Consider the following 24,456-nt stretch of genomic DNA (forward strand, 5'->3'; position numbering starts at 1 on the left):
TGTTACCTCTAAAGGGTTATTTGTGGCCCATTAGAGTTAAAAATAAATTAATAAAGTCATAACATGAATATGACCAGGGAGAATCAAATGTTAAATAATCAAGTTTCGAAAGCAGTTCGCTTAGCGATTGCTTTTGGTGCAGCTTCAGCCGCTTCATTTTCAGCAAGCACGATTGCTGCTGAAGAAGGCGCTGAAAAAGTAGAACGTATTCAAGTAACTGGCTCACGTATTAAAAGAACCGATTTAGAAAGTGCGAGCCCTGTTTTAGTAATTGGCCGTGAAGATCTTGCAGCAACCGGTGAATTAAGCATTGGTGATATTCTTCAACAAATTCCTGCAGCTGGTGCTGCGTTAAACACAGCGTTCAATAACGGTGGTAATGGTGCTACCAATATGGACCTTAGAAATTTAGGTGCGCAACGTTTATTAGTATTAGTTAACGGCAAGCGCTGGGTTTCTTCTTTAGGCTCAACTGTTGACTTAAACTCAATCCCTGCTGCCTCAATAGAGCGTGTTGAGGTAGTTAAAGATGGTGCTTCAGCTATTTACGGCTCAGATGCAATTGCTGGTGTTGTAAATATCATCACGCGCCGTGATTTCGATGGTGTTGAGCTATCTCTTTATGGCGGTGAAAATATGAAGTACAACGATGGTCGTCAGTACTCTGCTGATTTGACTGTTGGTACTACTTCTGAACGTGGTGGTTTAATGCTAAATCTAAGCCACGTAACTCAACAAGAAATCTGGGCAGGTGACCGTGACATTTCTTCTATGGGTAACAGCTCTACTACAGAAAAAGGCCGCCTTCGCCTGAACTCTAACTCTATTAGCTCTGATCTTCGTAATCAATTAATTGCACAAGGCTACACTGAGAACAATGCTGGTGAATCAAATGCAGGTTTTGATCTAGTACCTAATGGTGCCGGTTCATCTGTTGGTCTTGATTCATTCCGTGATCGTGACGGTGATGTATACAACTACGCTCCAGAAAACTATTTAGTTACACCGCAAGAGCGTAATAGTTTCTACGTTCAAGCTTTCTATGACATCAGCGACGATGTTCGCTTTGTTTCAGATTTCATGATGACTAATCGTGAATCATCTCAATTACTTGCGGCAATGCCTTTGACTATAGGTGCATCTTTTGGTGCAGCTGCCAGCCGTGTTGATATTCATGAAAACAACATTTATAACCCATTCGGTGAAACACTTTATGGTGATGCTGCGCGCTCTGGTGTAGAAGGTTATGTCCCGTTTGCTGGTCAACGTCGTTTTGTTGAAGCTGGTAACCGTATTTATCGTCAAAATGATACTACATACCGTGCAATGGTCGGTCTTGAAGGTGGTATCGGCGACACTTCTTGGGTTTGGGATGCATCTTACATCTATGGTAAGAATAGCCAAGATGTATATACTACAGGTTTATTAAACCTGACTCGTATCAACCAAGCTTTAGGCGATAACTGTAATGCTGCGACTTCTTGTGTGCCTCTAAATCTATTTGGCGGAGCAGGTTCACTAACTCAAGAAATGATCGATTATGTTACTTTTGATAGTGTTTCTCGTGAAGGTCTTGAACTGAAAGATTACACATTAAACTTTGCAGGCGATGCTTTTGAGCTTCCAGCAGGTGTTGTTGGTATGGCTGTTGGTTTTGAGCGCCGTGAAGAATCTGGCTATGACACTCCAGATCCATTAACACAAAGCGGTGAAACTTCAGGTAACCAACGTGATGCAACTTCTGGTGGCTTCCGTCTTGATGAAGCATATGTGGAGCTTTCAATTCCTGTAATCGATGGCTTATCAATTTCTCCTGCAATTCGTTTCTCAGACCATAGTGCATACGGTAGCAACTCAACAGCTAAAGTTGGTGTTGAATATCGTCCTATCGATGATCTATTGTTACGCGGTACATGGGCTGAAGGTTATCGTGCTCCATCTATCTCTGATTTATACGCTGGTAACTCGGATTCATATCCTACACTTACTGACCCGTGTAACTCAGTAGATGGGTCTACTCCTGATTTACCTGGCTGTGCTGGTGTACCAAATGGTTACGCCCAAGCTAATACTCAAATCCGTATCACGAATGTTTCTTCACCGGATCTAAAACCGGAAGAATCAGAGTCTAAAACATTCGGTTTTGTTTATAACCCAAGCGCAATTGAAGGTTTAGAATTTACTGTTGATTATTATGACATCGAAGTAACTAACTCTATCGGTCGATATGGTGCTTCACGTATTCTTAATGAATGTGCTACAGGTGATAATGAAGCATCTTGTGACTACATCGACCGTGATGCTAATGGTAACGTAACTGACTTACGTAACTTCCTGCAAAACTCTGGTACTTACAATGTTGAAGGTATCGATTTCTATACTGCGTATAAATTCGAAACTGAATATGGTAGTTTCCGTACTTCATTAGACGTTTCTTACGTAATGACAAATGAGTTTGATGGTGAAGACCAAGTTGGTATCCAATATGGTGATGCTGGTTACCCAGAGTATAAAGGTACTTTCGCACTTGATTGGGCACTAGGTGACTTTGATGCTCATTGGCAAACTCGCTATGTAGATCGTATGCAAAACTACTATGACGTTTTAGGCTACACACCTTTCTACCCAGGTATGGCGGCAGAAATCGGTTCATACACAGTACACGATGTTTCAGTAGGTTACTCGATGGATGCGTATAATACTAAGTTTACTTTAGGTATTGAAAACTTATTTGCAAAAGAGCCATCTCCTGAGTACCTAAATAATGACTTAGCTATCTCAACTAACAACTTCTCTGTAACAGAGTATGACGTTAACATGGATCGCTTTGTTTATTTACGTGCAACATTCAAGTTCTAATTTAGTAACTTAAACGATTTAAAAGCCGCTCTTAGAGTGGCTTTTTTTTACTTTTTAAATACCAGTATGATGAATTTTTAAATGGTTGTTTCATTTGCTCACCACATAAATCTTATGAGATTTTTTCCTTCCTATCCATGTGGTTGCTTTCTTAACTGTTGCTCTCTTGATTTTAGGAGTATGTAAGTTTTTATAACTCGAAAGTCACTTGAAATAATCATACTGACAAAAGCTCATTTATCAGTAGATTTAAAAAAACACATTGCTGTTACCCCCTTTTCTTTTTGTTTACAATTTACGGTTTTTTGCAACCACTTTTAAGTTTGTAATTGCCTTTTCTGGGTTTAAACAATTTGGTAATTATTTTTTAATTTTTTTAATGCGATAAAGTCTTTTTTGTTAATTCTTCACATGAATAGTAAATCTAAAAATTTTATTTTATATCTATAAAAAAACCATTTTCACCTGCTTTTTATGCTTTTAATTTTATTTGTTAATGAGTGGTTTTAAATTATGTAAACTTATTATCTCTAATTGTGGGATGTTGTTTGTTTAAAAAATTTACATTGAAAATAATGAGTTAAAAAGCTGTTGACCAAAAACTCTCCATACTATTAGTATTTAATTCCCTTAAAGGGTACTAGTACCTTTTATGGGTTTAAATAAATTAATAGAGTCATAACATGGATATGACCAGGGAGATTCAAATGTTAAATAATAAAGTTTCAAAAGCAGTGCGTTTAGCAATTGCTTTTGGCGCAGCATCAACGTCAGCATTTTCAGTTTCTGCAGTGGCTGCAGATGAAGGTGCAGAAAAAGTAGAGCGTATCGAAGTAACGGGGTCACGTATTCGCTCTACTGACCTTGAAACAGCACAACCAATCCAAACAATAAGTCGTGAAGATATTGCTAATCAAGGTTTCACATCTGTTATTGATTTGATTGAAAATATGTCTGCAGCTGGTTCACCGCCAATCAGTCGTTCTGAGCCATTAGTGTCTGGTGAGAATGTGGGTGGTAACTACGTCAACCTTCGTAACTTAGGCGCCAGCCGTACTTTAGTTTTAATCAATGGTAAGCGTTTGGGTATTACTACCTCTGGTTATCAAGATATCTCGGCTATTCCAATGGGAATGGTTGAACGTATTGATGTGTTAAAAGATGGCGCGTCTGCAATGTACGGTTCAGATGCAATGGCTGGTGTTGTTAATATTATCACTCGTAAAAACTATGAAGGTCTTGAGTTCACAGTATACGGCGGTGGCTATGACGATGGTGATGGTGAGAAGAAAAACATTAGTATGGTCACTGGCTTTTCGGGAGAAAAGGGTTCAATTACTTTAGGTGCTGAGTGGCGTGATGAAAGTGATGTATGGGCGAGAGACCGTTCTTTCTCAGAAGTGTCATATCCAGGTTATGATATTCCAAATAACCGTACTTTAGTGGGTCAATATGGTCGTTTTTATTATAATGATCAATGGTGGGTTGCTAAGCGCCCAGGCAATGCTTCATCTTTTGACGATTTTGAACCGCAAACTTATGAAAATGGTTCAAGTAATTCAATTGACCAAATGCATTTAGAAACGCCTTTAAGTGCACGCTCTCTTTATATCAGCTCTAACTACGATATTACTGATAGTGTTAGTTTTACAAGTGATATCGGATATAGTGAACGTGAAGCGTTACGTCAGGTAGCAGGTTATCCATATCAATCAGCGTCAGATGGCTTTGTGTTAAGTGGTGATAGCTATTTTAACCCAGTTGGCGAAGATGTTTCATTTACTCGTCGTGGTTGGGAAGTTCCACGTACAACTGAAAGTAATCAAGATACTTTACGTTTTACTGCCGCACTAGAAGGCTCTTTCGAGTTAGCTAATCGTTATTTTGACTGGGATGTTGGTGGTGTTTACAGCAAGAGCACAACTGTTCAAGTAGACAACGGTAACTTCTATAAGCCTGCTATTGAAGCCGCTACTGGTCCTTCATTTTTAAACGCATCGGGAGAAGTTCAGTGTGGTACTGAAGATGATCCAATTTCATCAGCTGAGTGTGTAGCGTGGAATCCTTTAGCAGGCTTCGGTGCAGGGCCTGTTGAAAACTCGCTAGCAGATCCTGATGTACAAGACTTCTTGTATCCTACACTGCATTATCGTGGTGAAACTCAAACAACAATGTACTTTGCTAACATAAGTGGTTTACTTGCAGAGTTACCTGCAGGTTCATTAACTTTCGCTGTTGGTACTGAGTATCGTAAAGAGTCGGGTGAGTATAATCCTGATGCACTAGCGCAACTCGGTCAAAGTACTACTCTTGCATCTGGTGCAACGGGTGGCGGTTACGATGTTACTGAAGGTTACGCAGAGTTAAATGTTCCTATTTTATCTGATGTTGTTGGTGCTAAGTCTCTAAACGTTAGTCTTGCGACTCGTTACTCAGATTACAGTACTTTTGGTGATACAACGAACAGTAAAGTAGGCATTGAGTGGCGTCCAACTGATGATTTATTGGTTCGCGGTACTTGGGCTGAAGGCTTCCGAGCTCCAACAATTAGTAACTTGTATGGTGGTGGTTCTCAAACTTTTACAACAGGCTTTATCGATCCATGTGATTCAGTTTATGGTACAGCAGCTGGCTCTGCGCGCTGTTTACAAGATGTACCAGCTGATTACCGTCAGTTACAACAAGGCTTTGTGCCGACGACTGGCCCTGCAGCTCAAACACCAGTGCCATTCAATAGTGGTTCAAATCCACTGTTACAACCAGAAGAGTCTGTCAGTAAAACCGTTGGTTTTGTTTACAACCCAAGTTATGTTGAAAACCTTGATATCATCCTTGATTGGTGGAGTATTAAAATCACTGACACGGTAGTTTCTGACTCACCAAATGAGATCTTAAAAGATTGTTATATTGGCGGTGATGAATCACGATGTGCAATGTTTTCACGTGATCCGAACAACTCAATTGTTAACGATTTAACATATGGTACGCGCAATGCTGGTTTCACTGAAACATCAGGTATTGATCTATCATTAGCATATGCATTTGAAACTGGTTTTGGTGACTTCCGTGCAACTCTAGATAGCACATACTTACTAAAATATGATTCAAAATCGACAAATGATCCAACAACTAAAGTTGAATCAGATGTAGGTCATGGAGATACATTTAGAACACGTGCTAACTTTGGCTTGAATTGGACGTATGGAGATTTCAGTGCAAACTGGGCGATGCGTTACTTCTCTTCAATGCGTGAGGACTGTTATTTTGAAGACCGTTGTAGTGATCCAAACTTCCAACGTGATTGGACTAATGGTGTAGTTGTGCCTAAAAATAAAGTAGGCTCTACTACATTTAACGATCTACAGTTCACTTATAATACGCCATGGGAATCTAAGCTTTCTATTGGTGCTAACAATGTATTTGATAAACGTGGTCCTATTATGTACTCAGGTCCAAGTTCTACTTATTCATATTACGGTGGCTTTGATATTGGTCGTCAATTGTACTTCCGATACTCACAAAGCTTTTAATGTGTAAATAAAAATAAAAACCCACTGACTAAAGTGGGTTTTTTTAGTTTAATTAACTGCTCTTGATTATTTCTTACTTCATACCCATTGGCTTTTGCAATAGTTTAGAGGTGGAAAATATGCGCATGCTATTTTTAAATAAATAACGCAATTTTTATGCGAATGGCGACTGTACGTCTGTATCGAATCATCTATTTGTTAATTTTTATAGTAGCTAGATTTAAACAAAAATTGAGTATTTAAATTTCACTGCTAGAATGTAGCTAGTTATTTACTTTTGCTTGGTTTAGTTCTGAAACGACGATTTCTCTTTTACCTTTATGCTATTACGCTTTTATTCTCTTGTATTGCTTCTGCGACGCAACTCAAAGCGGGTATCGTAAGTTATAATTTTTTTCCTTATCACACCCAAGACGCAAATGGTCAATATACTGGTGTAATTGTTGGTTACAGTAACGAAATAGCGCGTTTAGCTGGTGCCGATTTAGAGTACCGAGTTTACGACAGTCTTGACGAGCTTCTGGACGGACTTAAAGCTGGTGAAATAGACTTTGCGGTTGGATTGAATAAAACCACGCAACGTAAAAAACATTATTTATTTTCAACACCCTTTATGGAAGGTCCTCGAGGAATAGATGTAAATCAATCTATTGCGAATAGTGCCTTAAAGAACTTTGCTAGTTTACGATGGGTTTGTATCACTGGGAGTTCGCATTGCGAATATCTAGCAGAAAATGGGGCGCTTTATATAAATCGGTTTATAAAACCAGATGATGCGTTTAAAAAAGTGGCGGATGGCTCATTTGATGCTTTTTTAGGTGATTATTCAGTTTTGTCTCATCAGTTAAAAAATCGTGGTAAAGACGGTCTTAAAGTTGTAAGTCCTATCTGGCTTTCTAGTGAAACATTTCATGTCATGTTCAACCAACAGAAGACGGCTTTACGTAATCAAGTTAATTCTTTTTTAGCATCTATCTCTCCAACCACGAAACAATTATGGGAAAGTTCGGCAAGTGAAGAATATTTGGCCGCAAAAGCCTATAGTCAATTCAAGCGTGAATTCAATAAAGTAAGTGTGAAAGGCAACAATAATTATTTACTTACGTTCTCGTTTATTGATGGTTTGTTTCCTATTAATGACACAAATCAAATTGGCGAAGCTACAGGCAATTTAAATGATACCCTTGAGTTACTATCTGAACGAAGTGGGTTCCAGTTTAAATATATCCCAGCTGCAAATTCCAAAGAATTAGAAAGATTATTTTTAGCGAATAAGATCGATCTCATTCCGACGATGACACCAACAAGAATTAATGAAGGTGTTTTGATTGCTTTACCGCCGCACGTAAGCGTAGAAATGGTTTTAATTTCTAAACGTTCGAGTAAAACTCAGCGTATTGGTTATATAGATCTGTTTGCAGATCCAAAAAAGAAGCTGCCAAGTGCTGAGAATTTAGAAACGGTGTCATTTAGCTCAATTGTGACACTTTTTTATGCTTTGAGGAACGACACGATTGATAGTGTTATCTTACCGCAAAGCATTGCGGCATATCAATTGAATCAGTTTTACATAGGCGAATTTTATATCAACCCTAAATACCGATATAATCAGCCGATCTATTTCCTTGTGAATAAAAACTTTACTGAATTAGTCAGTTTACTTGAAAGCCTTTTCAAAACACTAACGAGCAATGACTTCAATCATATTGTCAATCGCCATGGTATTTTTAATATCGAGCGTGGATATGACAAAACCACCGTTAATACAACTGCAATTTTAACCTTAATTCTTATCTGTATTTCGATTATTTATTTTGTTAGCTGGCGGATTACCATAAACCGTGAGATTTCAAAACGAAAAGAGGCTGAGCAAGTTGCGTTAAGTAAATTGAACTTCACTCAAAAGCTCATCGACGATTTACCTACAATGGTAGTGATACAAGATTCTGAGCAAAAAAGGATAATGTGGAACAAAGCCTATAAGGATAATTTTGCTCATTTATGGGACGAAAAAAAACGGTATTTACGTGACGAGTTAGCACAAGTTAGCCAGTTATTGACGCAGAATAAGCAAAGCTTGCACTCTGGAAAAGTTTTTAATCGTCAAATGAACTTTACCAATAAAGTAGGAAAGAAGCTTGAGCTTCTCTACACTAAAAAGCCATATCTTGGAGTTGATGGTCAGTTGGCTGGGATTATGACCGTCATCACTGATTTGACTGAACATCATAACCTTCAAAGGGAAAACCAAGCGGTTCAACAATTATTACAAACGATTACTGATACTATCCCTGGCGGGGTATTTCAGTATGAATATTATGATAATGGTGAAGGGTGTTATACCTATATTAGCAAAGGGGCGCAAAGTTTATTGGGAGTAACATCAAGACAACTCAATAGCCGCGGTATGACCGGATGTATTTCCCCTTGTATTGTTGATGAAGACCGGGTGCAAATAGCTAAAGCCTTTAAGCAAGCAAGTAAGCGCAAAGGCATGATTGATATTGAGTTTAGAATTAATAATCTTGGCCAAAAAGTTTGGTGTCGTTATATTGCCAATGCACAAACAAAAGGCAATGATATACAACAAGGGGTTAGGTGGAATGGTATCTTATTAGATATTAGCTTACTCAAACATCATCAAGTTGAATTAAATAAGGCCAACCAACAGGCGCTTCAAGCTGATTTAGTTAAAAGTCGTTTTATTGCGACGATGAGTCATGAATTAAGGACGCCTTTATCTGGGGTAAATGGTTTTATTGAGCTTTTAAAATCATCACAAGTAGACAGTGAGCAATCTACTTTAATCGAACACATTGAGGTTTCAGTAACTAAACTACAAGGTTTAGTTGATGATATTCTATATTTTGCAGACACTAGTACGGGTAACATCGAAGTAGTGGTTGAGAATGTTGATTTGGAAACTCATTTGTGTCGCATTCTACGAGCACATGAACATCAGGCTAAACAGAAGGGACTTCATTTCAATTTAAATTGGCTGACTGCTGCTTACACATCGACATCGGTTGATATTAATCATTTAATGCATGTTTTATCACACCTACTAAGTAATGCAGTTAAATTCACAAGTCAGGGCTCAATAACTTGCGAGGTAAAGTTTGAGAAACAGTTGTTAAATATCACAATTACAGATACCGGTAAGGGGATGACAACTGAAGAGCTTGCTCAAATCTATAAACCATTTGAGCAAGCCGATAACTCTTTTCAACGCCAATTTGGCGGAACAGGCTTAGGCTTAGCGCTAGTAAAACAGCTGGTTGACGCGATGCAAGGCAGTATCACTTTGTCTAGCACATACGGCAAGGGGACGCATGTTTATTTATCTATCCCATTGCAACATACTAAAAAGCCTCAATTAAGCACATCATCTGGGTATTGGATTGTTTGTAGTAAAAGTGAAGAGCTGGTCCGGCTGCTTGGAACCATGGCAGTCAAACATACCATACTTGATTGGCCCTGGAGTTATCTGAACTTAGTCAGACTGAAAATTTAATTATTGATGAGCAATACATGGTTGAGTTACTAGGAGAGCAGTGGCGTGCTAAAAAAGCAGGCATTTCTGCTAAGTATACTATTGTGCCATCAAGCCGAAATACTCAACAAGTAAATGATTGTAATTGTCATTTACTACCTATCGAACCACTTTATCCCGATTCATTACGAGAGCTACTTAATAATATTCATACCACCTTAGATATAATTAGCCCAGATAAAGCGCATTTATATGGCCAGATTTTAATTGCTGAAGATAATAAAACTAATCAATTATTACTTGAAAAACAATGTCAAAAATTAGGTATAAAAGCTGTAATGGTCGAGGATGGATTAGCTGCTTTAAGGGCGCTTGAAGAAGGGGACTTTGATCTACTCTTAACAGATTGCCATATGCCTCACTTAGATGGTTTTAAGTTAGCCGAACAGATCAGGACGATAGAAAAATTCCAGAACTTGCCAATTATCGGTTTTACTGCAGATGACTCTAAGACTTGCTTAAATAAAGCTCTCAGCTCAGGCATGAACAGTGTTTTGTTTAAGCCGTATAAACTTAATGAATTGTATAATCGGCTTGCAGAATTTATTGATCTTAATAAAGACGATGAAAACATTATTACAGATAGTAAGAATGTAAGTTTGCAAGGGATCAAAGATATACAGCATTGGCTTAATGTTTTTGGTAACGAAAGTGATGCAAAAATGTTGGCAGAGGTATTTATAAATAGTTTGCAGGATGATTTGAGTACGTTAGAAGGTCACCTCAATAGTGATGAGTTGGATAAAGTGTCTGCTGCTATTCATAAACTGAAAGGAGCGCTTGTCATGCTTCAATATCCACCTATCTCAAAACTAATTGTAGATACGGAAAAGACGTTTATTGATAATCATGATACTGCCATTGTTATTGATTTAATTACTGAGTTAAAAGACGTCATTGTTCAGATCAGAGCATGGGTATAATAAAAAGTTAGGATAAAGAATTAGAGTCGAATAGATTATTTTATGAATAGGGCATATACTAACTCATGTTTATACATTTTACTTAACTTTAATATTAAAGAGAGCTCTCAATGAAAGAAATCCGATCTTTTGTAAAATCTGCGTCATTATCTGAATTAGAAAAAGCAAAACAGCTAATCGACACAGCTATCGAGAAATATACTCAACAGCAAGAAGCTAAAAAAGAGGTACTCGATTTACTAAAAGAAAAAGGACTTACATTAGAATATTTACAGGATGTAGCAACAACAGATAAACGTACTAAGGTTAAACCAAAGTACCGCATCGAATTTAATGGCGAAATTGTTGAATGGACAGGCCGTGGCAAACGTCCTAAAGCATTCCAAGGTGTCGATTTAACAAAACACCTCGCTTAATTTTTGCTTTAAAGAATACCAGGGGAAGCGTATGCTTCCCTTTTTTATGTCGATTATAGTCCGATAACATGAAGTACGTACTCAGACCCTACCAACAAGAGGCCGTAGCACGCACGGTTGCTCACTTTCGGCAAACAGATGACGCCGCACTGATTGTTTTACCAACAGGGGCTGGAAAAAGCCTTGTTATTGCTGAACTTGCACGCATTGCCAAACAAAAAATTATGGTGCTTGCGCATGTTAAAGAATTAGTAGAGCAAAACGCCGAGAAATATATTAGCTTTGGTTTTAAGGCGAGTATTTTTTCTGCGGGGTTAAAGCAAAAGTCTTTAACAGAGCAAGTCACCTTTGCAAGTGTGCAATCACTGGCACGCAATACAGAAAAGCTCACTGATGCTTACTCTTTGTTGATCATTGATGAATGCCACCGTGTAAGCGGTGATGAACAAAGCCAGTACGGGCTGGTGATAGCGAGTCTAAAAAAACAAAACCCCAATCTTAAAGTACTTGGTTTAACTGCAACACCATTTCGTATGGGGATGGGTTGGGTTTACCATCATCACTATCATGGTTTTGTTAGAGGTGATAAAGATGCACCGTTTAAAAAGTGTATTTTTGAGTTACCACTGCGCTATATGATCAAGAACGGCTATTTAACGCCGCCCCATGAAGTCGATGCAGCCATTAGCCATTATGACTTTTCATCATTACCGAGTGATTCATTTGGTCGGTATAGTATTGAGAATATGAATGCGTTATTGAAAGATAATACACGCGCAACAAAAGCGATTATCAAGCAAGTTATAGAATACAGTGAACAGCGTCATGGTGTGATGATCTTCGCTGCAACCGTGATGCATGCCAAAGAAATTACTGGCTACTTACCTGAGGATAGTACGGCACTTATCACCGGTGATACTGATAATAACGAGCGTGATCGAATTATTAATCAATTTAAAGCCAAAAAAATAAAGTATTTGGTTAATGTATCCGTACTCACGACGGGCTTTGATGCCCCTCACGTTGATTATATTGCGATTTTACGGCCCACCGAATCTGTCAGTTTATATCAACAAATAGTGGGTCGAGGCCTTCGTTTAAGCGAAGGAAAAAAAGACTGCTTAGTTATTGATTATGCTGGTAATGGCTTTGATTTGTTCTACCCAGAGGTAGGGAGTAAAAAAGCGCAAAGTGATAATGAGCCAGTTCAAGTGCTATGCCCTGGCTGTGGATTTGCGAATATTTTTTGGGGTAAAACTGATGGCGAAGGCAAGGTGATTGAGCATTTTGGTAGGCGCTGCCAAGGCTTGCTGGACGATGGTGAAGAGCAAATACAGTGTGATTATCGTTTTCGTTTTAAAGAATGTGAGCAGTGTGGTGAGCAAAATGACATTGCAGCAAGGCAGTGTCAGTCTTGTGGTGCCATTATGGCAGACCCTGATGATAAACTGCGGGAAGCGCTTAATTTAAAAGATGCTTTGGTATTAAGGTGTAGTGGTTTGTCGGCACAGTTGCTCGCAAAAGGTTTACTTAAAATTAGCTACTATGATGAAGATGGAGCTAGTTGTGATGAGGTTTTTAACTTAGCAAATGACACTGGGCGATTTATTTTTAATAAGCAGTTTGGAAAACGAGCAGCACCCGGTTTTACCCCAATAGATTGGCAAAGCGCGGAGCAGGTTGTTAATTTACAACAACAACTACTTGCACCCGATTTTGTGATTGCGCGTAAAAATAAAAAATACGGTTGGAAAGTGGCAGAAAAGCTTTTTGATTATCAGGGCAGTTTTCGTAAGGCGAATCAACTAAGTTGATCCCCTTACGAGATGTAGGAGTGGCTTATTCTTCTTCGGCCATTAAACCCCAGCCATCGCCATATCCATTATGGCCATTAGCGATGCTTTCTAAGTATTGTTCTGTTTGGCTAAGTAAGGTGTGTTCTGGCACCATCTTCACACGGGTAATTACTTCCCACACCCCTGTATCTGGGCACTTGGTTAATTCTGTTGAAGGGGCAAGCTCATCACTTGTTATCGCTTTAGCAAATTTCTCTGCTTCAGGCTTTTGTTCAAAAAGAATATAGAAATCGATAGTTTGCATACTGGTTAAATCAACACCAGCGTCAGCAATTTCAGCTAATAATTGACCGTTTTCGTCATCAGGGAAGTGCATTTAGTCGCTCGTTCATTATAAATCTAGGTATTGTCCGCTATTGTAGCGAAAATAATTGTTTAACGCGTACTAATTTTAACATTTCAATTATGTCAGTGGCTATGGCACTGTGCTAGTATCTTTTTGTACTCATTTTAGATTATGACTCTTCCAAAAAAGTAAGGATATTTTTTGTATACTCGGCATTTCTTTTTTGTCTTTGTGTTTTTCTGCTTTTCATACAGCCAGCACGCGATTAGTGCCTCAACTGTTATTAAAGATTACAAAATTCAGGGGATCAGTGGTGAGCTCGAAAAAAACGTTGAGCTTTATATTAAGCAACTAATTGATGAAAAAACCTCAAAGGCATTAAAGCGTCATGCTAAAAGCCAAGTAGAAATGAGTTTAAAAGCGCTTGGTTATTATAAGCCGACTATCAAAATTAGTTTTGATAACGCACAACAGCTATTAATTGTCGATGTTGAGCGTGGTCCTGTTACTCGAATCGCAGATATCAATGTAACCATTACAGGTGCCGGTAAAGATGACGCCGAATTTATGTCTGCCGTCAACAGCATCAAAATCAAACAAGGTGACTTTTTAAATCACGGCAAATATGAGGCCGCGAGAAAGCGCATCGAAAGCCAACTATTAGACTTAGGTTATTTTGATGCAAAATGGCATGAGCATAAATTGGCGGTATCGCTAAAAAATAATAGCGCAAAGATTATTTTTAATGTCGATACTGGGCCTCGTTATCAGTTTGGTGATATCACTATTGGTACTGAGACCCCGGCTGAAAAATACATTCGCTCGCTGGCTGAATTTAAACAAGGTCAGCCATATAAAGCGACTGACATTTCTGATTACAACTTAGCACTGTCGAGCACCCCTTATTTTGCCAGTGTCCGTGTGTATGCAGACATTGCAAAACGTAAAAACAACCAAGTGCCTGTTAATGTTGATGTATTACATAAACCAGCCAATAGCTATGAAGTGGGTGGCGGTTTTAATACTGATTTTGGCCCAAAAGTTCGCTTTAAATGGACTAAGCCATGGATAACGGAAGACGGTCATTATCTTGAAAGCAACTTAAATGTGTCAGAGAGGCAGCAAGATATTTCGCTAGGTTATACCGTCCCAGTAGACGACCCTAATGATGATCTTTGGCGTTTTTCGTTAGGCTATAAACTCGAAGATGGTGTAACAAATGACCTTTACAGTAAAATTTTAACTGGCCAATTACAGCGCCAGTGGTTAACCGAAGATGATTGGGTTCGAACCGCATTTATCCGCCGTGATTACGAAACCTACCGAATAGGAGAAGAAGAACAAAGTGCAAAAATGTTGATGCCGGGTATCAGCTACGCCAAAAAAGACACTGAGGGCGGAACGACTCCTTACGAGGGGTACCAATGGCTGCTGTCAGCTGAATTTGGGTTAGAGGACATGATGTCTTCAACTAATATCCTACGTTTACAACTGCAAAACGCATGGTTGAATACCTTCGCCGATCGTCATTTACTGTACTTAAGAGCTAATTTAGGTGCCATGCTGGTTGAAGATATTAATGACGTACCGTTATCGCTTCGTTTCTATGCGGGGGGGATCAAAGTGTCCGTGGTTTTGCTTATGAATCTATTTCACCTGAAGATGAACAAGGTCGTTTAATTGGTGGTAAATACTTAATAAGCGGTACAATTGAGTATAACTATCAATTTGCCGAGCATTGGCGAGCAGCTTTATTTGTCGATAGTGGTACCGCAACAAATGATTTTAGCGACCGCGTCGAAGTAGGTGCTGGCTTTGGTTTTCGGTATTTAACACCGGTTGGTCCTGTACGTATCGACCATGCTTGGGGTTTAACAAAAGAAAGTAAAAGTACCCGATTAAGTATTACCATAGGTACCTGAAATCTAATGAAGATGTTAAAAAAGATAACCAAGGTTCTTTTAATTACGCTGGCAAGTTTGCTAGTTATTGTGTTTTGTTTGTTATTCACCGCGCCTGGTAATCACTTTATTGCATTCACGGCGAATAAGTTAGTTGATGGCTTATCAATCAAGTTGCCATCTGGTCGTTTTCTATATAACGATGCGTTTGATGTTCACTTTGAAAATCAAAGCATCAAGTTTGATGCAAAGCAGCTAAAAATTGATTTATTTTGGTGGCGTTGTGATGGGGTTTGTCTTGATAATTTAAGCGCCCAGTCGATTGATTTAAATATTAAAAATCAGGCTGCATCAACTGAGCAGAGCACTGAAACAGAACCTAATGTTGAGCAAGTCACACAAATTAGTTTACCTATGAAGGTTGTTGTTAAGCGTGTTGCAATTAATCGCTTTAATCTAGCGCACCCGAGTGCCGATGTAACAGTCAACAAACTAAACTTAAGTGCTCGCGGCGAAGCATCGGATTTAACAGTGGATACACTGACTATTGCTGATGTTGCTGTAATGCTGCACGAAACAAAAGAGCAGCCTAAATCAGCCCCATTAACTGAGTTGCCAGCATTGCCCGCAATTGATATTAGGGTCCCGATTGATGTTGAGCTAAAGCAATTTCAAATAAGTAAAGTTGCCATTACCCCTTATGGCGCAGAACAGGCTCAGCTTATTGAAAATATTGAATTGGTTGCCTCAGCCAAAGAGAGCGATATTAATCTTAAAAAGCTTGCTGCAAGCTATCAGCAATGGCAATTGCATACTAATTTAACGGCTGAGCTTTCTGGTGAAAACACTATTGAGGGGGCCGTGTCTGTAAAAAGCACTGAACATCAAGCTAATTTGTCGCTTTCAGGCCCGCTTGCGGATTTAAAGTTAAGTTTAGTAACGCAAGGAACATACCCTGCACAGTTAAAAGGGGCTGTGAATCTAAAACAAACAAATTACCCATTTGATTTAACAGGCCAGATAGCAAAGTGGCAAATTGCCACAGACACACAGCAGCTGCAATTATCGGACTTTGATTTAAAAGCCAAAGGCCATGCCGATGCTTATGCTGTCGATTTGAGTTTAGTCACGCAACTAGACGCATTACCTGCGATGACTGTGAAATCAAAATTACAGGGTAGTTTAACAAATGCAAAACTTGAGCAATTAAGCCTCAATGCTAATGACAGTAAAGCAGATATTAACGCATCTGTTGATTGGTCGAATGGGGTAAAAAGCGAATTTAAAGGGGCTTTAAGCCACTTAAAAGCCCAATATTTAACGGATGCTCTTAGTAGTGATTTATCTGGTGAATTCAATGGTTCATTTAACTTACAGGCAGGTGAGTGGCAGCTTGCGTTAGATAACACGCAATTAAATGGCTCTGTGAATCAAATTCCAGTGACTTTGTTGTCGGATTTTGAGCTTGATAGTAGCTTGCATGCAAGTTTTAAAAAACTTGAAATAAAAAGCGGTAAAAATGAAATTGCGTTATCGGGACTGGTGGATAAAGTATGGCGTGTCGACGGTAAATTGCGTTTAGATGCAAGTGATCAAGATGTTTTGCCTATGCAAGGCAAGGGCTTTGCTGATCTGAGTTTGCGTGGAGAGCGTCTTGAGCCTACTGTTGATTTAAGTTTAGTCCTGAATACCTTGAGTTATCAAGATATTCAGGTTGACGGTTTAACATTAAAAGGGCAATTTGATTACGCCGCAAACTGGCAAACGGATGTATCACTGGTGCTTGATTCCGCATCGATCGCAGAGCACAAAATTAATCAAATTGAGTTAGATGCCAGTGGCGATAAAACAGATCACCATTTAACTTTTTTACTCGATGCAGATCAAGGCAAGGCATCATTCGATGTTGACGGTAAATTTAATAAAGAAACTTGGCAAGGTGCATTAAGTCAAATTCTTGTTACTGATAATCAGGTGCGTTTTGGCACTAATAAGCCAGTTAATATTCAAGTGAATACCAAAACCTTTGACTTTAATGTAGGCGCGCATTGCTGGCAAAGCGATAACTCAAAACTATGCTTTGAGACCTTGCAGCAAACTAAACAATTAGGTCAGTTAAATGCACAGCTTGCTGCGTTATCTATTTCTGAATTTAAACACTTCTTACCCGATAACTTAAAAGTAACTGGCGATGCAAACGGGGAGTTTGTTGCTAATTGGAATAATGGCGCATTAAAAACCATCCGTGCCAATATCAAAACTCAGCAGCTAGAAGCATCTTTAATTGATGGGGCAAATGTTTATAAATTACCAGTCGAGGTTTTAGAGGTCTCGGCAATGAGTGACGCGCAAGTTGGTAAACTTAATGCTACCCTTGACTCCTCTGTGTTAGGTAAAGTGACGTCCGAGCTCAACATTGATGATATTCAAAATCAGCAGAACTTAGCGGGCGACTTGGTTATTGAGAAAATTGAGTTAACAAACTTACGGCCTTTTATTTCGTCACTTGAGCAATTAACAGGCGACATTAAAGGCCGATTAGCTATTGCAGGCACCTTGAAAGAACCATTACTCAATGGTGACTTTGATGTCGAAAAAATCAATCTTGAAGGGGCAACCTTGCCTGTATCGCTGCAAAACTCTTATGTGAACATTGCCTTTAATAATCAAAGTGCAACGCTCAAGGGGGAGCTCAAAGATGCTGAAGGAGGCGCGCTCGATTTGTCAGGTGGGATTGATTGGCAGCAAGAACTACCAGACGTTGATGTGAAGTTAAATGGTAAAGAGTTTTTTGTTCGTGCTCAGCAAGATGTTACCTTTAAAGTGTCTCCAGATTTAACTATGTCGTTGAAAGATAATGCGTTTAATCTTGATGGCCAAGTCGTCGTGCCATGGGGGCGTATCGCCATTGAAGAGCTGCCAGAAGGTGCTGTGCAAGTCAGCGATGATGAAGTCATTGTTGATATTGAGCAGCAACAGTCAGAAAAAGTCCCTTTTGATTATGCTATTAACTTAAAGGTGTTGGTTGAAAATGATGTGCGCGTTGACTCGTTTGGCTTACAGTCGAAAGTTGAAGGCGACATAAACATCAGCATGGACCAAGTTACACCGATGATAGCAACGGGTGAATTGAACCTTGTTCAAGGTACCTATCGCGCTTTTGGTCAAGATTTGATAATCCGAACTGGACAAGTTGGTTTTAGCGGCTCAATTGAGAAGCCTTACCTAAATATTAAGGCAATTCGTAACCCTGATAACACCTCGAATGGCGTGATTGCAGGTATTACCTTAACAGGTAATGTTGAACAACCTTCGTTAAAAGTATTCTCAGAGCCTGCGATGGATCAAGCACAAGCATTGGCTTATTTATTAAATGGGCAACCTCTTGATGAAGGAGATAGCTCGACCGATGCGATGCTCACTCAATTATTGCTTGCCCAAGGTGTTAACCGTAGTGAAGGAATGGTTTCTAAGATTGGCGAAAGCTTTGGTTTGTCAGATGTCAGTTTAAGTTCAAGTGGTAGTGGCGATGACACTAAAGTTGAAATATCTGGCTATGTTACTCCAGGTATTCAAGTTAAATACAGTGTCGGTATTTTTGATTCATTAAGTGAAGTGGCGGTTCGCTATCAACTGCTGTCGCAACTGTATATTGAGGTGACCAGTGGTTTGAATCAAAATGTTGATATTCTTTATAAGTTTGATTGGGATTAATACCTACGCTTGTGATCAAACATCGCTTTTACTTGCTTATTTAGGTTTAAGTTAATAGGCTGAATTGTCAATTACTTAAAAGATAATAACAATGAAATTAAGTCTATTAACCTTATGCCTTGGTGCCTTCTTAGCTGCACCAATTGATGTTGATGCAAAAGAAACTAGTCAAAAACGTTCTGCTGGCGAAATCATTATGACCGCAAGTAGCAGTGAGTGGCGAGAAGTCAGTGCCGAAAACGTCATTAAATTAACCTTACCTACGGGTGCGGCTTATATCGAACTAAACGATGAATTAGCGCCCATTCACGCAAATAACATGCGACAGCTTGCCAAAGAAGGGTTTTATCAAGGCCTAAGTGTGTATCGATTTGTTGAAGGGTTTGTCGCGCAGGGCGGGGATGCTAGCGAAAGTAAACCCGTTAAAAATGCCAAAAAAGGGTTACCTGCTGAGTTTTATCTACGCACAAAGACGCCTTTAGCGATTACAGAGCTTAAAGGGCCTGATGGCTATGCCACTAAAACGGGCTTTTTAAATGGCTTTGCTGTGGCACAAAACCAAAGCCAAACAGAAACATGGCAAGTACATTGCCCAGGCATTTTTGCCATGACCGCGATAATGATATCAATTCGGGTGGTACCGAATTTTATGTAACCATTGGCAATAGCCAGCGCTATTTAGACCGTAATATCACCGTGTTTGGTCGTGTTTTAGAAGGCATGGAACACTTTAATTTATTGCAGCGTACAGCCACTGAAGGTGAGGCATTTAATCCCATCACCGATATGCAAGTATTAGCAGATATTAAAGACACTGATAACAGTGAATTTCGGGTGATGAAAACAGACTCAAATGCATTTAAAGCCCTCATTGAAGCACGTAAAAACCGAGTAGAAGCGTGGTTTGTTGAAAGCCCCAATTTTATCGATGTGTGTGCAATGCCAATTCCAACCGAACGGATTAAATAAAGCCATGACCACCTGATAGATTATTTGATACAATATCAGTCTATTGGTTAAGAAATATAAGGGTATCGGGTGGTTAACCTAGGTCCGCTGTTTGGCGAATTAAAAACGTGTTTACGCAAAGATCAATTCATCTTCAAAAAACGCCTTCATGGCATCAAAAAAATCAACGATGAAACTAAGCAAGCGAGCATAGCGCAAAAAATAGCTGAAGATATTAGCCGTTCGCAGCAATTGCGCGAGCAACGTTTGACTGCCTTACCTAAAGTGACCTACCCAGAGCAACTTCCTGTTAGCCAAAAGAAAGATGATATTAAACAGGCGATTGCCAATAACCAAGTGGTGATCATTGCCGGTGAAACAGGTTCTGGTAAAACGACACAGATCCCAAAAATGTGTTTAGAGCTTGGCCGCGGTGTTGATGGATACATTGGCCACACGCAGCCTCGTCGACTCGCGGCTCGAAGTGTCGCGAATCGTATTGCAGAAGAAATGCAATGCGAGCTAGGTCAACAAGTGGGCTTTAAAATTCGCTTTAGTGACCAAGTTTCTGACAATAGCTACATTAAATTGATGACAGACGGTATTCTGTTGGCTGAAATTCAACAAGACAGATACCTAAACCAGTACGATACCATCATCATCGATGAAGCCCACGAACGTAGTCTGAATATCGATTTCATCTTAGGCTATTTAAAAAATTTACTGCCAAAACGTCCTGACTTAAAAGTTATTATTACCTCAGCAACAATTGACCCTGAGCGCTTTTCTAAACATTTTGACGATGCACCCATCATTGAAGTATCAGGTCGTACTTTCCCAGTAGAGGTTCGTTACAGACCAACCACTGAAATCAATAAAGACGAGATGGAAGCTGATGGTGACCAATTACAGGGTATTTTTGATGCCGTTGATGAGTTGTGTGATGAAGGTCCCGGCGATATTCTAATTTTCATGAACGGTGAACGAGAAATACGTGATACCGCCGATGCGTTATCAAAGCGAAACCTCAAAGGCACCGATGTTTTACCGCTATATTCGCGTTTATCAAACGCTGAACAGAACCGAATTTTTGCGCCGCATAGCCGCCGTCATATTATTTTAGCCACCAACGTGGCTGAAACATCACTAACGGTGCCGGGTATTCGCTATGTTATCGACCCAGGTACCGCGCGTATCAGCCGTTATAGCTATCGTACCAAGGTACAACGATTACCGATTGAGCCAATTTCACAAGCTAGTGCCAATCAGCGAAAAGGCCGCTGTGGTCGTATTGAAGCGGGTATCTGTATTCGTTTATATAGCGAAGAAGACTTTAATTCGCGTCCAGAGTTTACTGATCCTGAAATTTTACGCACCAACTTAGCCTCTGTTATTTTGCAAATGCTTGGTTTAGGGCTTGGCGACATGCAACAGTTCCCGTTCGTGCAAGCGCCAGATAGCCGAAATATCAACGATGGTTTAACGCTACTTGAAGAACTCGAAGCCATTAAGCCAGCTAAACGTCATAAAAAGACTGAGCTTACTAAATCAGGCAGAAGTTTAAGCCGTTTACCGGTTGATCCACGTTTAGCGAAAATGGTGCTGACTGCCGATGGCTTAGGTGCACTGCGTGAAGTGATCATTATTGTTGCGGCATTGTCGATTCAAGATCCACGAGAGCGACCACAAGAAAAACGCGGTGCAGCGGATGAAAAGCACGGCCGTTTTGACGATCCAGATTCAGATTTTATCGCCTTTTTAAATTTATGGAATTACCTTGAAGAGCAGCAATCTGAATTGAGCAATAGCCAATTTAGAAAGTTATGCCAAAAAGACTTTTTAGCCTATATGCGGATCCGCGAATGGCAAGATATTGTTTATCAGCTATCAACGGTGTGTAATGAAATGGGCATGAATGCCACTACCAATGTTGCTGATAGCGAACGAATCCATCAATCTTTATTAAGCGGTATGCTAAGTCATATTGGTTTTAAAGATGAAAAACAAATTTATAAAGGCGCACGCAATAGCCAGTTTCATATTTTTCCAGGCTCAGGATTATTTAAAAAGAGCCCAAAATGGATTATGTCGGCTGAGCTTGTTGAAACCAGCAAACTTTATGCGCGGATCAACGCACGCATAGACCTAAAATGGGTTGAAGGCTTTGCACAGCACTTAGTAAAGCGCAGCTACAGCGAACCGCATTGGGAGAAAAAGCCGGGTGCAGTTATCGCGTTTGAACAGCAAACCCTGTATGGCCTATTAATTGTTAATAAGCGCCGCTGTGTTTATAGCAATATTGATCCAAAAGTAAGTCGCGAGTTGTTTATTCGCTCGGCGTTGGTAGAGCAAGAGCTGGGTCAAAATGAAGGGTTTTTACACTATAACCAAGAGTTAATTGAAGATATTCAGGTTCTTGAAAATAAATCTCGCCGCCGTGATATCTTGGTTGATGAACAAACCTTATTTGAATTCTACGACAAGAAAATTCCGCAAGATGTAAATAATCGTGCTGCGTTTAATAAGTGGTGGAAGGGACAAAAACAAAAAGATAAGCGCTTTTTGCATATGTCTCGAGAAGAATTAATGCAGCATGGTGCCGATCATGTCACCGAGTTCGATTACCCAGATACATGGCAGCAAGAGAACTTGTTATTACCACTGGCTTATCATTTTGATCCAGGGCAAGCCGTTGATGGTGTTGCGGTACAAATTCCGGTAGCACTGTTAAACCAAGTGCAAGAAACTGGCTTTGATTGGCATATTCCTGCATTTAGACATGAATTAATTTGTGCGCTTATCAAGTCGCTACCAAAAACGATCCGTCGCAACTTTGTGCCTGCGCCAAACTACGCCGATGCGGTACTTGCTGCAATCGAGCCGATGCAAGGCAACTTAATTGATGCAATTAGCACGCGCTTATTACGTATGACAGGTGTGCGTGTTGAGCCAGATGCATGGGATTTATCAACCCTTGCTCCGCATTTACGCTTACAGTTTGAAGTACGCGATGAACACGATAAGTTACTCGCTCGCGGTTTAAATTTATCTAAACTAAAAGCTCAGTTACAAGGTAAGGTAACGGATACCTTATCGAAAGTAGCCGACAAGGGCATAGAGAAAGCTGATTTGACCGAGTGGAGTTTTGGTGAGTTACCAAGTTCTTACGTGAAAAAGCAAGGTCAATACGAAATCAAAGCGTTTCCAGCGCTGGTGGATAAAAAAGACTCAGCAGCGGTTGAGTTATTTGATAATGAACACAAAGCTCAACAGGCGCACCAACAAGGTTTACGTCGCTTAGTGTTATTAAATGTGCCATCACCGATTAAGTATTTACAGCAAAATTTACCGAATAAATCTAAATTAGGTTTGTACTTTAATCCGTTTGGTAAGGTCAATGACTTAATTGATGACTGTATCGCTGCAGCCGTCGATAGCCTACTAACTAAATATGGCAACATCCGCACTGCAGATGCGTTTGAAAAAGCGAAAGAGCAAATTCGTGGTGAGCTTGGTGACACGGTGGTTGAGATTGCCACCCAAGTAGAGCAAGTGCTAAGTATTGCACATGGCTTAAATAAACGGATGAAAGGACGCGTTGATCTAACCATGATAACAGCGCACGGTGATATTAAATCACAGTTACAAAGCTTAGTGTTCAAAGGCTTTGTTAGCCAGCATGGGGCAGCAAAGATGACGGATTTAATTCGTTACTTAAAAGCCATTGAACGCCGCTTAGAAAAGCTACCTGTTGACCCTAACCGCGATAGGTTGTGTGTACTTGAGCTTGAAAAAGTAGCCGAGCAATATCAAAAACTAGCGAACAAAATCCCTAAGGGAATGCCAATTCCTGAAGAGATTAGTGCGATATTTTGGATGCAACAGGAGTTACGTGTTTCTTTATTTGCACAAACACTAGGGACACCTTATCCTGTATCTGCTAAACGTGTTTTAAACGCAATTAAAGAATCTGAGTTATAATACTAAGGAATGAGCAGTGGAGGTGTAACCTCCTTGCTTGACGCTAAAACACAGATGCTAAAAGGAGGTTATGTGGGCATTGAAAAGGAAAGACCAATCTCAGTTCCTGAACGGGCGGTAAATCGACCGCGACCAACTATTTTGGTCGTCGATGATGAATATTTTAATTTTGAAATGCTCAAAGCAAGCCTTGGAAATGAGTTTTCGTTAAGTTATGCAAACTCAGGCGCATCGTGTTTAACGTCTGCCATTGCAGAGTTGCCAGATGCCATACTATTAGATGTTTGTATGCCAGGCTTAGATGGCTATGATACGTGCCGCTTACTAAAAAACACCCCAGAAACAGCGCAAATTCCTGTTGTCATGGTGTCTGGTCTTGAAACCGAGCTTGAACAAAAAGCGGGGTTTGATGCTGGATGTGACGCCTATGTAGTGAAGCCTTTTTCTGTTAAAACATTAATAGAGAAAATAAAAACACTGGTATAGGAG

General features: G+C 39.8%; 12 protein-coding genes and 1 pseudogene. 12 read left to right on the forward strand and 1 reads right to left on the reverse strand.

The genetic code is table 11. The features are described 5' to 3' along the window. The first annotated feature begins 87 nt into the window (after positions 1-87). The 6 genes from ACRWSG_RS15290 to ACRWSG_RS15315 all read left to right on the forward strand — a co-directional run bounded on the left by ACRWSG_RS15290 (position 88) and on the right by ACRWSG_RS15315 (position 13,095). Positions 88-2,859, forward strand: a complete 2,772-nt coding sequence (locus ACRWSG_RS15290; RefSeq protein ID WP_054553673.1) for a TonB-dependent receptor plug domain-containing protein — start codon at positions 88-90, stop codon at positions 2,857-2,859. A gap of 707 nt (positions 2,860-3,566) precedes the next feature. Next, positions 3,567-6,389, forward strand: a complete 2,823-nt coding sequence (locus ACRWSG_RS15295) for a TonB-dependent receptor domain-containing protein (RefSeq protein WP_054553672.1) — start codon at positions 3,567-3,569, stop codon at positions 6,387-6,389. A 277-nt stretch (positions 6,390-6,666) separates the two neighbouring features. Continuing rightward, positions 6,667-9,903, forward strand: coding sequence for an ATP-binding protein (locus tag ACRWSG_RS15300; RefSeq protein ID WP_462166650.1), 3,237 nt, complete (start codon positions 6,667-6,669; stop codon positions 9,901-9,903). A 17-nt stretch (positions 9,904-9,920) separates the two neighbouring features. Further along, a complete protein-coding gene (locus ACRWSG_RS15305) occupies positions 9,921-10,865 on the forward strand; it encodes an Hpt domain-containing response regulator (protein WP_462166651.1) in 945 nt (314 codons plus the stop codon). Between the two features lie 110 nt (positions 10,866-10,975). Continuing rightward, on the forward strand, positions 10,976-11,281 hold the full coding sequence (locus ACRWSG_RS15310) for an H-NS family nucleoid-associated regulatory protein (RefSeq protein ID WP_462166652.1): 306 nt from the start codon (positions 10,976-10,978) through the stop codon (positions 11,279-11,281). Between the two features lie 68 nt (positions 11,282-11,349). Continuing rightward, a complete protein-coding gene (locus tag ACRWSG_RS15315; RefSeq protein WP_462166654.1) occupies positions 11,350-13,095 on the forward strand; it encodes a DEAD/DEAH box helicase family protein in 1,746 nt (581 codons plus the stop codon). Between the two features lie 25 nt (positions 13,096-13,120). Here the strand turns inward: ACRWSG_RS15315 and ACRWSG_RS15320 are convergent, their stop codons facing one another. Continuing rightward, positions 13,121-13,453: a ribonuclease E inhibitor RraB gene (locus ACRWSG_RS15320; protein WP_054553668.1), complete on the reverse strand. Its 333-nt coding sequence runs from the start codon at positions 13,451-13,453 to the stop codon at positions 13,121-13,123. A 171-nt stretch (positions 13,454-13,624) separates the two neighbouring features. Here ACRWSG_RS15320 and ACRWSG_RS15325 point away from each other — a divergent pair, with 171 nt between their 5' ends. The 6 genes and pseudogenes from ACRWSG_RS15325 to ACRWSG_RS15350 all read left to right on the forward strand — a co-directional run bounded on the left by ACRWSG_RS15325 (position 13,625) and on the right by ACRWSG_RS15350 (position 24,453). Continuing rightward, positions 13,625-15,103, forward strand: a complete 1,479-nt coding sequence (locus ACRWSG_RS15325) for an autotransporter assembly complex protein TamA (RefSeq protein ID WP_462166656.1) — start codon at positions 13,625-13,627, stop codon at positions 15,101-15,103. Continuing rightward, positions 15,073-15,345 carry a BamA/TamA family outer membrane protein gene (locus tag ACRWSG_RS15330; RefSeq protein WP_462166961.1) on the forward strand — a complete coding sequence of 91 codons (273 nt, stop codon included), beginning with the start codon at positions 15,073-15,075 and terminating at the stop codon, positions 15,343-15,345. Before ACRWSG_RS15325 ends, ACRWSG_RS15330 begins: the two co-directional genes overlap by 31 nt. 6 nt (positions 15,346-15,351) lie before the next feature. Continuing rightward, entirely contained in the window at positions 15,352-19,038 is a 3,687-nt protein-coding gene (gene tamB, locus ACRWSG_RS15335) for an autotransporter assembly complex protein TamB (RefSeq protein WP_462166658.1), read from the forward strand. A 91-nt stretch (positions 19,039-19,129) separates the two neighbouring features. After that, positions 19,130-20,007: pseudogene (locus ACRWSG_RS15340) on the forward strand (peptidylprolyl isomerase). A 69-nt stretch (positions 20,008-20,076) separates the two neighbouring features. Next, entirely contained in the window at positions 20,077-23,967 is a 3,891-nt protein-coding gene (gene hrpA, locus ACRWSG_RS15345; RefSeq protein WP_462166659.1) for an ATP-dependent RNA helicase HrpA, read from the forward strand. A 72-nt stretch (positions 23,968-24,039) separates the two neighbouring features. After that, positions 24,040-24,453, forward strand: a complete 414-nt coding sequence (locus tag ACRWSG_RS15350; RefSeq protein ID WP_283235040.1) for a response regulator — start codon at positions 24,040-24,042, stop codon at positions 24,451-24,453. Positions 24,454-24,456 lie beyond the last annotated feature (3 nt).

Source organism: Pseudoalteromonas sp. GB43, assembly GCF_054923805.1.

Excerpts from the sequence above, each read along its gene's own strand:
- ACRWSG_RS15290 (WP_054553673.1), top strand. The coding sequence starts at position 88 with ATGTTAAATAATCAAGTTTCGAAAGCAGTTCGCTTAGCGATTGCTTTT.
- ACRWSG_RS15320 (WP_054553668.1), bottom strand. The coding sequence starts at position 13,453 with ATGCACTTCCCTGATGACGAAAACGGTCAATTATTAGCTGAAATTGCT.
- tamB (WP_462166658.1), top strand. The coding sequence starts at position 15,352 with ATGAAGATGTTAAAAAAGATAACCAAGGTTCTTTTAATTACGCTGGCA.
- ACRWSG_RS15295 (WP_054553672.1), top strand. The coding sequence starts at position 3,567 with ATGTTAAATAATAAAGTTTCAAAAGCAGTGCGTTTAGCAATTGCTTTT.
- ACRWSG_RS15310 (WP_462166652.1), top strand. The coding sequence starts at position 10,976 with ATGAAAGAAATCCGATCTTTTGTAAAATCTGCGTCATTATCTGAATTA.
- ACRWSG_RS15315 (WP_462166654.1), top strand. The coding sequence starts at position 11,350 with ATGAAGTACGTACTCAGACCCTACCAACAAGAGGCCGTAGCACGCACG.
- ACRWSG_RS15305 (WP_462166651.1), top strand. The coding sequence starts at position 9,921 with ATGGTTGAGTTACTAGGAGAGCAGTGGCGTGCTAAAAAAGCAGGCATT.